The 15061-nt window shown below is 45.2% G+C and carries 13 protein-coding genes; 3 read left to right on the forward strand and 10 right to left on the reverse strand.

The features are described from left to right. Positions 1-211: 211 nt before the first annotated feature. The 4 genes from EWV84_RS04135 to EWV84_RS04150 all read right to left on the reverse strand — a co-directional run bounded on the left by EWV84_RS04135 (position 212) and on the right by EWV84_RS04150 (position 5543). A complete protein-coding gene (locus EWV84_RS04135) occupies positions 212-1450 on the reverse strand; it encodes an ATP-binding protein (RefSeq protein ID WP_287076625.1) in 1239 nt (412 codons plus the stop codon). A 100-nt stretch (positions 1451-1550) separates the two neighbouring features. After that, complete coding sequence (locus EWV84_RS04140; RefSeq protein WP_287076627.1) at positions 1551-4256, reverse strand: phycobilisome rod-core linker polypeptide; 2706 nt, start codon at positions 4254-4256, stop codon at positions 1551-1553. A 174-nt stretch (positions 4257-4430) separates the two neighbouring features. After that, positions 4431-4769 (reverse strand): divalent-cation tolerance protein CutA, encoded by a 339-nt coding sequence (cutA, locus tag EWV84_RS04145; protein ID WP_287076628.1) that lies wholly within the window; start codon positions 4767-4769, stop codon positions 4431-4433. Between the two features lie 66 nt (positions 4770-4835). Beyond that, positions 4836-5543 carry a Crp/Fnr family transcriptional regulator gene (locus EWV84_RS04150; RefSeq protein WP_287076630.1) on the reverse strand — a complete coding sequence of 236 codons (708 nt, stop codon included), beginning with the start codon at positions 5541-5543 and terminating at the stop codon, positions 4836-4838. A 55-nt stretch (positions 5544-5598) separates the two neighbouring features. On the opposite strand from EWV84_RS04150, the gene EWV84_RS04155 reads away from it, so the two are divergent. After that, positions 5599-6798 (forward strand): acetate and sugar kinases/Hsc70/actin family protein, encoded by a 1200-nt coding sequence (locus tag EWV84_RS04155; RefSeq protein ID WP_287076632.1) that lies wholly within the window; start codon positions 5599-5601, stop codon positions 6796-6798. A gap of 306 nt (positions 6799-7104) precedes the next feature. Beyond that, positions 7105-7440 (forward strand): ARC6/PARC6 family protein, encoded by a 336-nt coding sequence (locus EWV84_RS04160; protein ID WP_416361039.1) that lies wholly within the window; start codon positions 7105-7107, stop codon positions 7438-7440. A gap of 142 nt (positions 7441-7582) precedes the next feature. Here EWV84_RS04160 and rsgA read toward each other — a convergent pair whose 3' ends face one another. The 4 genes from rsgA to dnaK all read right to left on the reverse strand — a co-directional run bounded on the left by rsgA (position 7583) and on the right by dnaK (position 12322). Then, positions 7583-8659, reverse strand: a complete 1077-nt coding sequence (gene rsgA, locus EWV84_RS04165; RefSeq protein ID WP_287076634.1) for a small ribosomal subunit biogenesis GTPase RsgA — start codon at positions 8657-8659, stop codon at positions 7583-7585. Beyond that, positions 8660-8881, reverse strand: coding sequence for a sulfurtransferase TusA family protein (locus tag EWV84_RS04170; protein WP_002738399.1), 222 nt, complete (start codon positions 8879-8881; stop codon positions 8660-8662). A gap of 2 nt (positions 8882-8883) precedes the next feature. After that, positions 8884-10008 (reverse strand): molecular chaperone DnaJ, encoded by a 1125-nt coding sequence (dnaJ, locus tag EWV84_RS04175; protein WP_287076636.1) that lies wholly within the window; start codon positions 10006-10008, stop codon positions 8884-8886. A 265-nt stretch (positions 10009-10273) separates the two neighbouring features. Continuing rightward, positions 10274-12322 carry a molecular chaperone DnaK gene (gene dnaK / locus EWV84_RS04180; protein ID WP_287076646.1) on the reverse strand — a complete coding sequence of 683 codons (2049 nt, stop codon included), beginning with the start codon at positions 12320-12322 and terminating at the stop codon, positions 10274-10276. Positions 12323-12721: 399 nt separating this feature from the next. Between dnaK and ahr the strand changes: the two genes are divergently transcribed. Further along, positions 12722-13726: an NADPH-dependent aldehyde reductase Ahr gene (ahr, locus tag EWV84_RS04185; protein WP_287076638.1), complete on the forward strand. Its 1005-nt coding sequence runs from the start codon at positions 12722-12724 to the stop codon at positions 13724-13726. 160 nt (positions 13727-13886) lie between these two features. On the opposite strand, the gene gifA is transcribed toward ahr, so the two are convergent. Both gifA and EWV84_RS04195 read right to left on the reverse strand, forming a co-directional pair. Continuing rightward, positions 13887-14063 (reverse strand): glutamine synthetase inactivation factor IF7A, encoded by a 177-nt coding sequence (gene gifA, locus EWV84_RS04190; protein WP_287076640.1) that lies wholly within the window; start codon positions 14061-14063, stop codon positions 13887-13889. A gap of 254 nt (positions 14064-14317) precedes the next feature. Continuing rightward, positions 14318-14905, reverse strand: coding sequence for a hypothetical protein (locus tag EWV84_RS04195; protein ID WP_287076642.1), 588 nt, complete (start codon positions 14903-14905; stop codon positions 14318-14320). Positions 14906-15061 lie beyond the last annotated feature (156 nt).

Below are 15061 nucleotides of genomic sequence, written 5' to 3' on the forward strand. Positions count from 1 at the left end.
GGGAAAAAGTCCCTGAATTTTCCCCCCAATCACTCCAAGGGTCGGCACTTTTTGAGGGAAAAAAAGTCTAAAAACCTTGTTGGATAAGGTTTTTAGATTTATTCAGCAAACCCTAAATAAGCGGGATTTTCTGAGGGAGATGGCGGATCACAAATTCCAAATTTATGCCGATGGGTTTGACTCTGACATTTTTTATCAAAGAAATTAATCTTCATAACTGTTCTTCGATTTCCAGTAAATCATCAAAAAGCTGATTTGTCTCTCCTAGGGAAAGATTGAGATAATTTTCATCAGAAGGTAAACCCTCATAGGTAGCAAGTTCTCGGATTTCTCCTTGCTCTGTTAATTCATATACAATAGCATCTTCTGCCGCTATACAAGAGGCTTTCGGGACAATTTGGTTGAGCTTTTCTTGGAGATAATCGGCGTTAGAAATCGCTGATGATAGGATTTTTTTGATAACTTTATCCGCTTTGATAGCTAGGGTTAGATCGTTGATAATATAAGGACTATGAGTAGTCAAAATTAGTTTATTTCCCTGGGTTAAATTGGCAAATTCAAATAATTTATATAAAATCTTTTTCTGAGATTGGGGAAATAGATTCTGCTCGATTTCTTCCACAATATTTACAAAACACTCATTGCGGTATTTAGAAGATAACACTTCTAGTGCTGCCTTTTTTAGGTCATCGGAAAGATTATCATTAGAGAGAATTTTCTCGATTTCCATTTTTAATCTTTTTTGCTCCTCTCCACTGAGTTCATTGCGGGAAGTTTCTTGAGTTCGATTAATCGATAAAGCAATATTTCGAGAAACGAGAAATAAAGGAACAAAAGACTGAAAACCACTGGAAGCTTCTGATAGATTTAGTTGATAATCACTACCCACAATCTTGACCAGTCTATTAAGTTTATCAAATTCCAATTTAACCTCACCTACTGGCAAAGTCAAACTGCCAGATAATTCCTGTTGTGAGCGATCCAATTCTTCCCAGAAAGTATATAATGATTCTGGCAGTCCTTTGAGTTTTTCTGGCCATCTTACGGCACTCAAAAAGTTTCGCTCTGCCGGTACATACATAATTTTTGGTACTCGATACTTTGGATTATCAGTACGCTCGATCGATAATTTAGCATTTTCAAAACTAATTCTATAAACATCTCCATTGTATTCAATTTGGGTTTCGGGTAAAAAGTAATTGGTTAAATTTTGGTACTGACAAAAAGATTTAACAAAACGATTATATTTAATAACATATTTTTCCTCTAAATCCCCACGATATAGAGCTTTTTCCAACCAGCTTAATGTTGATATTAATTTAGCAATGCTACTTTTTCCAGTTCCTTGATTACCGATAAAAATCGTTACTTTACGAACGTCGATAAAACCATCATTTTCTACTAAACCCGCCTTAATTGGACCGAAGTTTTTAACTTTAATTTGGCTCATTGTTATCCCCTTGATTGACGATAATAAATTTTGGGCAGTAATTTGTCCTGAAAAAAGCTCGTGTTGAACACGAGCTAAATTAATTAACTTCAAGGACTAATTAGCCACCAACCTTAACTACTGGTTTAAAACTAGGAACAACCAGTTCACTATCCTGTTTAGTCAGCTTATTGTATAACCGTTCCGTATTGGGGAAATTAGCGGCCGGTAGAGTCGGGAAACGACGATAGGGAACCGTATCTTCACCAAATAATTGTAGGTATTCCATGCTATTAACCATAGCACCGATAAAGGCCTTTAATCCCTTAGTTGCCAGAATTTGGTTATATTTCTGGATTTCTTTTTGATTCAAGGGAGCGCGACCTAAGAAGTGCTTGGTTCCCAATTCAATTACTTTCGTATTCGGATAGGGAGCATAGAATTCTTTCAGGTAAAGATCCGAACAACCTAAACCCTCAATAAACTCTTTCACCGTGATCTCAGCATTGCTTAATTTACTCTCTAAAGCAGTAAATTCGGCATTGATGATATAGGGTTCGAGATCTCGTTCAAAAATCTGACGATAGGCGGCGCGAACAGTATTTTGTACGGCAACTTTATCCAGATTAGTTAACAGTTTAAAGACCTTAGTTTGTTCCCGTTGAACCGTGACACCTTGACCGACACGAGATTGAATATCGGGTTCAGTGCGAATCGAGACCGAAGGTGTACCCAATTCAATAAAGCGCGGGGTTTCCTCTTTATCAACTCTTTGGCCGATATCTTCGCGGAGATTGCCCAAACGCACCATCCGTAACTGCATCCCTTGGGGAGTTAGATAGCGCTCGTAGGGGACCGTATCTTCACCAAAAGCTTCCGTATATTCAGGACTGTCGATAAGGGCATCGATTAAAGCATAGAAGCCTTTTTTCGAGCAAAGATCGAAATATTGATTCATTTCCTGACGACCGTAGGTGGGACGACCGAGCAGACGACGGTGAATATATTCGATCGCTTTGACCACATAGAGAGGAGTCCAGTAGATTTTCCGGAAAGCCTCGGATTTAGCTAGGGTTTTGATAAACTCGCGCAGAGTAATATCGCCATTTTCTAACTTAATCTCGGCCACGGACAAACGCTGACCTTCGTAGGGCATTCGACCGAAAACCTGACGATAAGCCGCTAAAATCACTCTTTGGGTGGAAATTTCGCCAAATTTAACGCTTACCCCATTGCTAGAACCGGGTAACTCGTTATTGAGACGGAAAACTTTCGGTCCCAAAGTACCGGGGAATTCACCTCGGGCGCCGGGGTTGCTATTTTGGTTATTAGTGGCAGGTCCGCGGTGGATGAGGATACGTTTGGTATCTTTACCAAAGGGAGCGGGACTAGAACTAGGTTCGCGAGTTTCTTTCGGGAAAATTGCCCCAAATTGGATTTCTAGGGGATCATTTCCGGAACCGTAAACGTGCTGATCTGGTAAGGGGCGATTGTATTTAGCAAAGGTGGTGATAAATTGGGGAACTTTGCGGAAAGGTGCGCTGTAGTTAAACAGGTCGATCTGCATCCCCCAGTTACGACATTCCTGCGCTTCTGCACCCAAACCCCGGAGATAGGGAACGGTTTCTTCGCCGAAATAGTCGGAATACTCCTGAGAATCGACTAAAGCATCGATTAACGCCGCTAAACCGCCGCTAGAGACGATCGAGAAGTATTTCTGCACTTCTTCCCGGGAGGAAGGACCGCGACCGAGGAAATGACGGAAAGCCAATTCTAGGGCGCGACTATTGATAAAAGGTTCAAAGAACTGTTTACGGTAGAGAGGCGATTTACCGAGACGACGGACGAATTCTTTCATCGAGATGTCGCCGTTTTTCACCTTCGATTCTAGGTCAGAAATGGACTGACTGTAGGCGCGAGTGATGTCCCGTTCAAAAATTTGTCTGTAGGTGGCCTTGATAATCGAAGATTTTTCCGACTCCGATAAACCAGTTTTCATGACAAACTTTTGCCGTTTTTCGGCGGCGTTGTAGTAGCTTTGGGGAAGACTTAAACCCTGTTGGTCACTACTGGGACGCTGACGCAGTTTATTAGAGGGGGTGGGGGCTTTTAATTCACCCAGTAGGATATTGAAATAGTCACTGATTAAAGTGGCCGCATCCTTGTCTCTTTGGAAATACTCGATCGAAGCGGCCCGCATTTCTTGTAGGGCCACGATGGTGGCATCAATGGAACAGGCATTTTCGAGAACTTCCCTTAAACCGCGGGTGTTAACGATCAGGATACTGGTATCACCGGCCACGATCGCATAGGTAACGTAACGCAGGAACCAGGATAAATCCCGGAGGGACTTCTGCATATTGCTCGGACCGTAACGAGAGACGTTAATCGGTCGGAATCCGGGGGGAATCGGGCCGCTAGAGGTGAAAATCCCTTTTAAGCCACCGAGTATGCCACTGCCGCCACCGGCCCCGCTTTCAGCGTAGGTAACGGTTCCTAATTTCATCCCTTCCTGGACGTTGGTAACTTTACCCGCACCCACCAGGGCCAATTCTTCCACGGGGGGTTTTTCTAGGTAGGCCATGGGTGAACCACCGGTAAAAATCCGGTTAGCTGCCCGCGAGACGATCAGATCGGAGTTCCGGGTGAGCGTTTGGGCAATATCTAAGCGCTTGCTCCCCGATTGGAAGTAGGCGATCAGTTCATTGAGTTCGGGTTTATCGAGAAAGCGGTCTTGTTGTTCTGCTTGGGTAATGGCAGATACTGGGACGGTTTGATAGAGTTGGGGACGCGCTAAGGAGCTGCCACCGCTTGCCTTAAGACTCATTGGATTTTAACTATCTCCCTTGACGATGTGCTGAGTTCTCCAATCGTGGAGGCGATCGGTCTTAAAACCAGATGTTTAAAAATTTAATCAGCATCTAGATTAAAACTTTTTGCGCTTCCTGAGATAGTTTATTAAGAATTATATAGATTTTTTTCGCTAAACTTACCGATTGGTCTATTCTGACACCCCACCCGTAGGGGAGGCTAACCAGTCTAAATAGGTCTGAGAACCCGCTACAATCGGTAAAGCGATGATTTCTGGGACGGCATAGGTATGAAGTTCCTGTATCTTCGCCGATAACTGCTCAAACTGCTTTAAATCGGTTTTAATCGCTAATTGCCATTCGCGCTCGTTTTCAATCTGTCCCTGCCAACGATAAATGGAACGAATCGGGTAAATACTGACACAAGCTGCCAATCGCTCGTTAAGTAAGGCGATCGCTAAGTTTTCCGCTTCCGTTTCGCTGGTTGTTGTCACCAGCACCACTCCAAAACTGGTTAATCTTTCAGTCATCAGTCCAACCACCTACTTACGAGAAACGCTGTAATCGACACATAAGCTGATCACTGATCACTGAATTTAGGTGATCGCTTTTTCTAGAGCGGCCAGATCGGGAATACACAGAGATTCCTGCTGTCTTTGAATCAGGCCTTTTTTCTCCAATTTGGCCAAGGATCGGGTCACGGTTTCCCGGGCCAGGCCACTAATGCTACTCAATTCCCGGTGAGGTAAATTAGGAATTATCGTACCCTGGCCGCTTTTTCGTCCTTGACCTTCGGCCAAAAAGAGTAAAGTATCGGCGACTCTGGAGAGACTATCGGCCTCGCGCAAACGTAAACGCCGGTTAAGTTGACGTAAACGCTTGGCCATTAACTGAGAAAGACGAATTCCCGCTAAAGGCTCCGATATGAGCAGATTAATAAAATCTTGGGCGGGAATACTGCTAACTGTGGCCGTGGTTAAGGTGATAGCATCGGTGGAGCGGGTAGATTCGTCTAAAGCGGCCATTTCTCCGACTATTTCCCCTTTACCGACGATATTTAAGGTGACTTCTCTACCCGAACTATCGTAAGTACGAATTTTCACCCAACCATCCAGAATAAAGTAAACCGAACCACCCCAATCATTTTCTAATAAAATCGCCCGATTAGCAGGATGAGTGCGGGTGACAGCATGAGAAGTAACTTGAGCGAGGGTTTCAGGGGGCAAACCGACAAATAAAGTGGCTGTATCTAATAATTTTTGAATTTCTGCTGATTTTTCGGCAGGATAGCGTTTTTCTTCCATAGTTTAATATTTAAATTTTGTTCGTTTTAGGTGGGTGATTCTACAATGGAAAGTTGTGGGTATTTTTAGTTATCCAGTGACCGATAAACCGGATTTTTCCTCCCTACTGACCGAGATCGATCGGATTCTTGCCAAGGTGATTTCTTCTCTAGTTAACCCGCAAGAAGTTACTTCCGAGACAATTATCGCCACTCGTCAACAATTAGAATCGGCCAGAGCGCTGCTTTCTCCCTTATTGTTGCCCGATCCAACCCCTGAAGTTGCCCGTTGGTCGCTGGGAATGGAGGTGCAACCAGAGGGGGTAAAAGTTGTCTTTTTTCGGGAAAGCCAAGGACTGATCGATTTTTATCCTCTTTCTTGGAGTCTGGCAACGGGAACAAGCGATCGCTTACCCGGCCCTCAGGTGGACGAATATCTAATTAGCTGGCTATCTAATCGGGATTTTAGCACCGATTCTTGGCTCTGGGAAGCCCTAGAGCGATTAGAAGCTATTATTATCACCGATGACGGGGAAACCCCCACGGATGACCTGAAAAAAGCCCTTCTCACATCGCAACTAATACCCCCCGATCGCCTATCTAGTCTAGAAACAGCGATCGCTACTGCTCTGGCCCATATTCCCACTAGCGACCAACCCCAACCCCAAACCCTACTGGTTATCGAAGGGAAGCGGGAGACTACCACTTTAGCAATAGTGGAAGTCCCGCCGCAAACTCGCTCTTTATCCCGTCAAGCGATCGCTCTGAGCCATTTTAACTACGGGGAAAACACCTATGAACGGGCCATACTCTCTCACTTAATTTATCCTCTCTGGCGTTCTTTTTTGCCTCTTTCCCGCTCCGCTCTCACCGATACTAATCCCTTAAAAAAATCTTTACTGGCAGCCGCTAGATTAACTAAATTAATCCTTCAAGAAGAAAGCGAATTTACCTCCTCTCTAGCCGGTCATACTTGGACGGTCAGTCGCACCGATTTAAATAAGAAGGTCATTATACCATATATAGATAATTTAAGACAAAAAGTTAATGATTTGTTAGAAAAACAGCAAAAAAGTCTTGAAGATATCGATCGAATAATTTTTAGCGGTAATTTTTTCTTAACCATTTGGCCCTATTTTCTAACAGAAATACAGCAAGAATTTGCCGGTTGCCATCTAGAGGCCCCCAGTCAGGAAAACTTCTCACCAACAATCTTGGGTTTGGGTCGTCTCTGTTTATTTTCGGCTCTTAGAGGTGAGAAGGTCAATAATGCTTAAAAACATCAACCTCAGTGGTAAAACTTAGGGTGCGTTAGACGGCCGAAATTGCAGCTTTGACTTGAAGGTAACAATCCGTCGTAACGCACCACCTATCATCAACTAAGTAGGGTCTGCTGAAAAAGTTTTTCGGTGGGGGTAGGGTGTGGGGTGTGGGGTGTAGGGTTTTACCCGTTTTCAGAGGGTCAATTACCTAATTTTCAGGGAAAAAGTCACTGAATTTTCCCCCCCCCGATCACTCCCATGTCCAGTACTTTTTGATTTCCCAAAAGTCTAAAAGTCTTACCCAACAAGGTTTTTAGATTTATTCAGCAGACCCTACTTACAGGTAAAGCTTATAATGACAAAATAAAAAGCTCTGATGGTCAAGAAAGTTCTTCCGAATGGTTAGCTAATAATGGTGCTTATTATATCTATGGAGTTCAGAGAATAGATTCAGTTAATAATTTTACAGCCTCTGGTGATCAAGCTACAGTTGATGTGGTGGTTACTGAAGAAAGAACACTCTATAACAATCAGGGTAAAATTGATCGAAAAAATAGTGCTTTTAGCACCTCATTGGTTCGCTATAATCTTGAAAATGACGAGGGAACATGGAAAATAGCTAACTCTAGAACTATTAAAAATTTAGCTCGTAGATAAGTTGAATTAGTTCCAAAAGTGCGAGAATAAAAGTAAAAAATAGTTCAGATAAAAACCCATAGATACAATCATTGCTGTTAAATTTTCATCTTTAGACAGTATTTATAAATTAACCCTAAAGATAAAGGCAACCTAACCGATTCTATTCAGAATCATCATTATAAATATCTTGGAGAGTTTTATTTTCGTAGCGTTCCTGATCTTGATTTTTGCCGCGACGGGAAGGACGACGATATTTTTTATTAGCTAATTTGGGTTCGTAGGTTTCTTGACCTGCTTCTTTAATTTTTAACTTTAAACTTGACTCTTTTGTGCTAGTTTTCTGTAATGACTGTTCTCGTGCGATCGCTTCTTCTAAAAACTCTAAATAATGTTGGTAACGTTCCCAATCTCCCCTCACCACACAGTTAGGTTCCCGACGGTGAGTACAATCATTAAATTGACAATTTCCTAAAGCTAAAAGCTGTCTCACTTCCGGAAAATAAAAAGTTAATTGTTCCGGTAAACAGTTAATATCCGGTTGGTTAAATCCCGGACTATCGGCCAATAAACCCCGATTTGGTAAAGCAAATAACTCCACATGACGGGTGGTGTGACGACCTTTTTGTAGTTTTCCCGACACATCCCCCACCCGTTGATTAATCTCAGGAATTAGACAATTAATTAAACTCGATTTTCCCACCCCGGACGGACCGGCCAAGAGAGTGATTTTATGGTTTAATTGTGCCAATAAAGCCTCAAATCCCCGATTTTTCTCCACACTGACAAAAAAGGGCCGGTATCCCCAACTAGCTAGGCGATCGCCCCAGACCTCTATTTGTTCGGGTTCCCCCAGATCGATTTTATTGACACAGACCGCAATTTCTAAGCCTGTGGACTCGGCTTTCACCAAAAAACGACTAATCAGCCAAGGATCGAGGACGGGTTCAGCAAGGGCAAAAACTAGCAAAATCTGCTCGATATTGGCAACGGCCGGCCGATCGATCTCGGTACTGCGGGGGAGGACTTCTGCGATCGCACCCTGCCGATCATCAAAATTGGCTTCCTCCACGCGCACCCGATCACCAACCATCACCGATTGACCGATTTTTTGCAAGCGAGCGCGACGGGTACAGAGGAGATTCTCGCCCATAACGGGAGAATCCAAGCGTACCTGATAGAAATTCGCCTGTACGGCCACCACTGTACCGTATAAATCGGTTAATTGTGCATCTACCATTTAGGAATCGGGGCGATAGACTTTGAGAACAAAAAAGCTATCTCGGTCTTCGATCGATTCTATCTGATAACCCTCCACTGTCAGGCTAGTGGGAACCTGTTCGATTGGTTCCCCAGCATCTAACCAGACTTCCAACCGTTCCCCGGCGGTCATTTTCTCTAATTGCAATTTTGTCCGGACAAAATTAATTGGGCAGGGAGTGCCGCGCAGGTCTAAAGTCATAGTTATTTATGGAAGATATTACCTAAAAATCCCTCGATTCCGCCTTTCCCCACGGTTTCCCCGCGAACTTTTGCTAATTTTTCCAGCAATTCCCGTTCTTCTCCGGTGACACGGGTAGGAATCGAGATTTTAACGGTAATGCGATGATCACCGCGGCTGACGGGATTGCCTAATTTGGGAACCCCTTTATTTTCTAAAATCAGTACGGTGTTCGGTTGAGTACCGGCGGGGATAGTCAGGTCTTCTTGGCCATCTACAGTATTAACTTTGATGGTACATCCTAAAATCGCTTGGATATAGCTAATCGTGATATCCGATTTAATATCATTACCTTCCCGTTGAAATTCCCCATCGTTTTCCACGGTTAGATAAACGAATAAATCTCCCGGCGGCCCGCCTTTAAGTCCTGCGTCACCTTCCCGGGCAACGCGCAATTTCATGCCGTTGTCAACCCCCGCGGGGATGGTAATTTTCAGTTTTTTGGTTTCCTGTCTGCGTCCGGAACCGCCGCAAACGTCGCACTTTTCCTCGATCACTTCGCCAGCACCGTCACAGGTGGGACAGACCGAAACCTGAGCAAAAGTACCGAAGGGAGTACGGGTGGCGCGACGTACCTGGCCAGCACCATTGCAAGTAGTACAAGTACGGGAACTGGTCCCCGGTCTGGCCCCACTGCCTTTACAGGTTTGACAGGTTTCCAGATGACGGATGCGGATTTCCTTTTCGCCGCCAAAGACAGCCTCGCGGAATTTTAGTCTAAAATCGAGACGTAGATCTTCGCCCCGGGTAGGGCCTGTGCGTCGGCGGGCGGTTGCTTGGCCGCCCATGCCCCCGAAACCACTAAAGATTGTCTCAAAGATATCGGCGAAACCGCCCATATTGTCGGGATCAAAACCAGCAGCGCCCCCAGAAACCCCAGCTTCACCAAAGCGGTCATAACGATTGCGGGTTTCTGGTTCCGAGAGAATTTCGTAGGCGCGGTTAATTTCTTTGAAGTGTTCCTCGGCTCCTGGTTCTTTGTTAACATCGGGATGGTATTTTCGGGCGAGACGACGATAGGCGCGTTTGATGTCTTCTTTGCCGGCATCTCGCGAGACACCTAGAATTTCGTAGTAATCAGTGGGCATAGGGGACTATGGTTCTGCTGGCAATTTATAAATAAAGTTTAAGTCTAGTTGTTACTTTAACAAACTATACATAATAGTTTAGTTGGGTTATCCCTACTATTTTTGCTGGGGGTTAGGGGTTGGGAAGTGGGGTAGTGGGGTAGTGGGGTAGTGGGGTAGTGGGGAGGTGGGGTAGTGGGGTAGTGGGGTAGTGGGGTAGTGGGGTAGGGAGCACAGAGAAGGGGAGAAAAAAGCTGAAAACTCACATCTGATCACTGATCACTTTTTAATCTACGGCCTCGTAGTCACTGGCACTCATTTCTTCGCCATCGTAGGGCTGATCATCACTGCCCGATTCCCCGGATTTAGTTTCCAGATCACTATAGGTTCTGGTTCTAGTGTGGGAGAGGGTTAGCCCCTTGGCGAAGGTATTGGAGGAAGTGGCTTGGGTGCGGGTGGGTCGGGTCAGTTTTTCGGTGACATCGATCGATTGAAAACCAGTACCGTTGAGGGGTTGGGTTTCCTCTTGTTTACCCGTGTAGATGCGGGTACCGATTTCGAGGACAATCTGACGAAATTCTTCCAGGGTGGTTTTTAGCTTTTCTGAGGATATGGAAGGGTCGCGCAGGGCGATTTCCAACTGTTGCCGCTTCTGGTCGGCCAGTTGCCGGATATCGGGGGCGACTAACTCACTGTTTTCCCTGAGGGTGACTTCGTAGCTATAGAAAAGACTATCGGATTGGTGGCGAATATCGATCATTTGCAGACGACTGCGATCAAATTCGGCGTATTTTTCGGCTTCTAGGCGCATTTTTTCAATTTCGTTCGGTTTCAGCCCTCCAGTATGGCTAATGACAATACTTTGTTCCTTGCCGGTGCCTTGGTCGCTGGCGGCCACTTTCAAGATGCCGTTAACATCGATCTCGAAGGCCACTTCGATTTGTGGCATACCCCTAGGGGCGGGAGGAATTCCCGTCAGGAGAAATTTACCGAGGGTTTTATTATCCCGAGCCATGGCCCTTTCCCCTTGCAGAACATGAATTTCCACCGAAGTTTGACCATCGGCAGCGGTGGAAAAAACCTGAGATCTACTGGTGGGGATAGTGGTATTGCGATCGATAATTTTGGTAAAGACTTCGCCGAGGGTTTCAATGCCGAGGGAAAGGGGGGTGACATCAAGAAGGAGGACATCTGCCACTTCTCCACCTAAAACTCCAGCTTGAATCGCCGCCCCCAAAGCAACGGCCTCATCGGGGTTAACAGAGCGATCGATCTGGCCTGCAGAAAAGAAACGGGAGATTAATTGCTGTACGGCGGGTATTCTGGTGGAACCACCGACGAGAATGACACGGTTGATATCGCTAGGCTGCAGTTCGCTATCTTTGAGGGACTGTTGTACGGGTTCGAGGGTTTTTTCCACTAATTCTCTGGTTAATTCCTCGAATTTAGCGCGAGTTATTTCCAATTCTAGGTGTTTAGGACCGGTTTCGTCGGCGGCGATAAAGGGGAGATTGATCGAGGTGGTAATCAGGCTAGAAAGCTCGATTTTGGCTTTTTCGGCGGCTTCTCGCAGTCTTTGGATCGCCATGCGATCGCTGGCTAGATCGATGTTTTCTTGGCTTTGAAAGTTCTCCACCAGCCACCGCACTAAGAGGTTATCAAAATCGTCCCCCCCAAGATGGTTATTGCCGGCGGTGGCTTTCACTTCAAAGACTCCCTTCCCTAGTTGCAGGATGGAAACGTCGAAGGTTCCTCCCCCTAGGTCAAAAACGAGGATATGTTGATCTTCGTTTTGTTTATCTAAACCGTAGGCCAGGGCGGCGGCGGTGGGTTCGTTAATAATTCTTAATACTTCTAGTCCTGCGATTATCCCCGCGTCTTTAGTGGCCTGACGTTGGGCATCGGTAAAATAGGCGGGAACTGTAATCACGGCCTCGTTAATCGGTTCTCCCAGATAGGCCTCAGCATCGGCCTTTAATTTTTGCAGGATCATGGACGAGATTTCTTGGGGGGTAAATTCCCGATCGCGAATTTTGATATTGACGGTATCATCGCGACCGCGTTGGCAATGATAGGCAACTCGTCCCCTTTCTACCTCGGTGTCTGGCCAACGCCTACCGATAAAGCGTTTGATGCTATAGACGGTATTTTCGGCATTAGTGACCGCTTGACGTTTGGCCAGTTGTCCCACTAGGCGCTGGCCCTTGCCGAATCCCACGATACTAGGAGTTGTCCTTCCCCCTTCCGAGTTGGCAACTATAATCGGCTGACCTCCTTCGAGTACCGCAACACAACTGTTGGTTGTCCCTAAGTCGATGCCGATGACTTTTCCCATGACGCTCTGATAATAACTATAGTTAATAGGATACAATCGCTGACAAAAATTATCCGCAAATTAGAAACGGGCTTTTTATCTCGTCTAATCTTGCCGAGGATGAAACAGGACAATTTTTATCCGATCTTAACAAAACTTCTCGGTAAAGTCCGCAAGCGGCCAGCGACCAGTCTATATACAAGAGTAACCCACAACCAGTAATTTTGCTGATGCTGCCAGTTAGCGATCGCCTCTGGCTATTCTTAAAATTCCGGTTTTTAAGATTTTTTTAATCATCCCGAGCGGACTTCCTTGATGTTGATGTCCCTAGCAGTGGAATTATCGCCCAATCTTCTTAACCGGAATTTTCGATAAATTTGGGTTAAGATAACCAATAAACCCATTCTAGAGGACTTAATCATGATTAGAGCCTATGCTGCCCGAGAGAAAGGGGGAAAACTAGAGCCTTTTGACTACGATCCGGGTATATTAGCGGATGAAGATGTGGAAATCGAGGTGGAATATTGCGGCATCTGCCACAGTGACCTAAGTATGCTCGATAACGATTGGGGACTGACCACCTATCCCTTTGTCCCCGGTCATGAAGTGGTCGGCACGATCGCCGCTCTCGGTGCTAAAGTCAAAGAATTAAAGATAGGGCAAAGAGTCGGTCTTGGTTGGTTTTCCCGTTCCTGTTCGACCTGTGAAACTTGTATGTCAGGGGATCAAAACCTTTGTGCCACTGCCGAAGGAACTATCGTCGGTCGCCATGGTGGTTTTGCTGAAAAAGTCCGGGCCCATCATAGTTGGTTAGTTCCCTTGGGGAACCAGTTGGATGCTGCCAAAGCTGGCCCGCTTTTTTGTGGTGGTATTACCGTCTTTAATCCGATTGTGCAATTTGATATTAAACCCACGGCCCGAGTTGGTGTCATTGGTATTGGTGGATTGGGACATATAGCCTTAAAATTCCTCAAAGCTTGGGGCTGCGAAGTAACCGCTTTTTCCAGTAGTCCCGATAAGGAAGCGGAGGCCAAAGAATTAGGCGCGACTCATTTTATCAATTCCAGAGACCCCGAAGCTTTGCAATCGGTACAAAATTACTTTGATTTCATCATCTCTACCGTTAACGTTAATCTCGATTGGGGTCTTTATATCGCCTGTTTACGTCCCAAAGGTCGTCTGCATATTGTTGGGGCTGTTCTTGAACCCATGGCTACCTACGCTTTTCCCTTGATTATGGGTCAAAAATCGATTTCTGGTAGTCCTTTGGGTAGTCCCAGTACCATCAATAAAATGATCGAATTTGCCTCTCGCCATGGCATTGAACCCGTTACAGAAACCTATCCTATCTCGCAGGTGAATGAAGCCATGGAAAAATTGAGAACTGGACAACCTAAATATCGCCTCGTCTTGCAAATAAAATAAAACCATCTCTATCCCAAACGTAACCCCATGATTTCTAAAAACCGAAAACCCACACATTCCTATCTCGGTTTGTGTGGGCTGATTGTTCACTTAATTCTAAGATTGAAAGCTTACACTTTGGCGAAATCTAAGACCCTAACTGAGAGTAACACCAGAGCGATCAATAAGTTTGTGAAGAAAAGTCGGCCGAGAAGCGACGTTGAACGGTTTCCCCGTAGCCATTGTCATTGTCAATACCGATTTCAGAAGCACTTCTCTCTAACATCGATTGTTGACGATTTTTGACGGCGCGGTGGTGACGCATCATTAAGGCGCGAGCTTGTTGTTCTGTAGACATAATCATTTCCTCCGATCTGCAAATCGCATTTTGAACTTTTTTAATCACTTACTAATATGTATAACATACAATTCTGTATCTATTTTTACAAAATGCCCTAATCCCAGAAAAATTAACAAAACTTTACAATAGGAGTCGATCATCAGGAGTCAGTCTCGATGAAAAAATTTTCACCACCAGAGATGAAAGAGGTTTCCTTCCCTACACCCCACACCCCAATTCATAATTCATAATTCCCAAGACATCAATCGCCCTCAGACCTTAATCGAACTAGGTTCATCGACGGCGGCGATAATGCGATGACAACCGGAAAAGGGTTGCGCCCATTGATACTGGTGTTCTAAAGGATTACCCCAACAGAGGCCGAGATATAATTCTGTGCGCGCCACATCTAATTCCGCCCATTCGGACTGGGCGACTAATTCTGCTAGAGAATCGGCAGAAATGGGACGACGGGAGTTAAGCGCCCACCAAAAATTCATATTAGGGGTAATACTGTTCCAAAACTCTAAAACCGAGGCTTTGGCAGCCATGAGAATTTCCTTGTCACCCGCCACGGCAACTAATTGATTATGAATTTCGGGATAACGGAGAGTGCGATCGCCCCATTGACAAACACGCCAGATAATGCCCGAAACCTGATATTGTTGTTGATAATCGTGAACTTGGCGGCGAAAATCCTGATAGGCGAAGACTTTGCCCACCTTTTCTAGATTGATCGCCTTGGCAATCACTGGATTATCAATGCGCTCCGCCGGGGAGAGTAACAGACGTTCCCCTTTGCAAGTGGCGTGCATTTCTCGATCGAGGATTTCAATTAACTGCTGTGTCGAGTAAGCCATACTACCGCTCTTACCTGAGAGAGGATTCCTCTTTATGTTGACATCCTCACCGCCGTAAAACGGACGGTGATTCCCAAACCTCACGATTTAGGTTTCTGCTTCTTTCCCTTGCGGGGTTTCGCACCTGCCTTAACAGATTTACTCTGTTAAGGTCTT

It is taken from the genome of Microcystis sp. M_QC_C_20170808_M3Col, from assembly GCF_007095505.1.
In the GTDB taxonomy this organism is placed as follows: domain Bacteria; phylum Cyanobacteriota; class Cyanobacteriia; order Cyanobacteriales; family Microcystaceae; genus Microcystis.

Excerpts from the sequence above, each read along its gene's own strand:
- dnaJ (WP_287076636.1), bottom strand. The coding sequence starts at position 10,008 with ATGCCCACTGATTACTACGAAATTCTAGGTGTCTCGCGAGATGCCGGC.
- EWV84_RS04135 (WP_287076625.1), bottom strand. The coding sequence starts at position 1,450 with ATGAGCCAAATTAAAGTTAAAAACTTCGGTCCAATTAAGGCGGGTTTA.
- rsgA (WP_287076634.1), bottom strand. The coding sequence starts at position 8,659 with ATGGTAGATGCACAATTAACCGATTTATACGGTACAGTGGTGGCCGTA.
- dnaK (WP_287076646.1), bottom strand. The coding sequence starts at position 12,322 with ATGGGAAAAGTCATCGGCATCGACTTAGGGACAACCAACAGTTGTGTT.
- gifA (WP_287076640.1), bottom strand. The coding sequence starts at position 14,063 with ATGTCTACAGAACAACAAGCTCGCGCCTTAATGATGCGTCACCACCGC.
- EWV84_RS04170 (WP_002738399.1), bottom strand. The coding sequence starts at position 8,881 with ATGACTTTAGACCTGCGCGGCACTCCCTGCCCAATTAATTTTGTCCGG.
- ahr (WP_287076638.1), top strand. The coding sequence starts at position 12,722 with ATGATTAGAGCCTATGCTGCCCGAGAGAAAGGGGGAAAACTAGAGCCT.
- EWV84_RS04140 (WP_287076627.1), bottom strand. The coding sequence starts at position 4,256 with ATGAGTCTTAAGGCAAGCGGTGGCAGCTCCTTAGCGCGTCCCCAACTC.
- EWV84_RS04150 (WP_287076630.1), bottom strand. The coding sequence starts at position 5,543 with ATGGAAGAAAAACGCTATCCTGCCGAAAAATCAGCAGAAATTCAAAAA.
- cutA (WP_287076628.1), bottom strand. The coding sequence starts at position 4,769 with ATGACTGAAAGATTAACCAGTTTTGGAGTGGTGCTGGTGACAACAACC.
- EWV84_RS04195 (WP_287076642.1), bottom strand. The coding sequence starts at position 14,905 with ATGGCTTACTCGACACAGCAGTTAATTGAAATCCTCGATCGAGAAATG.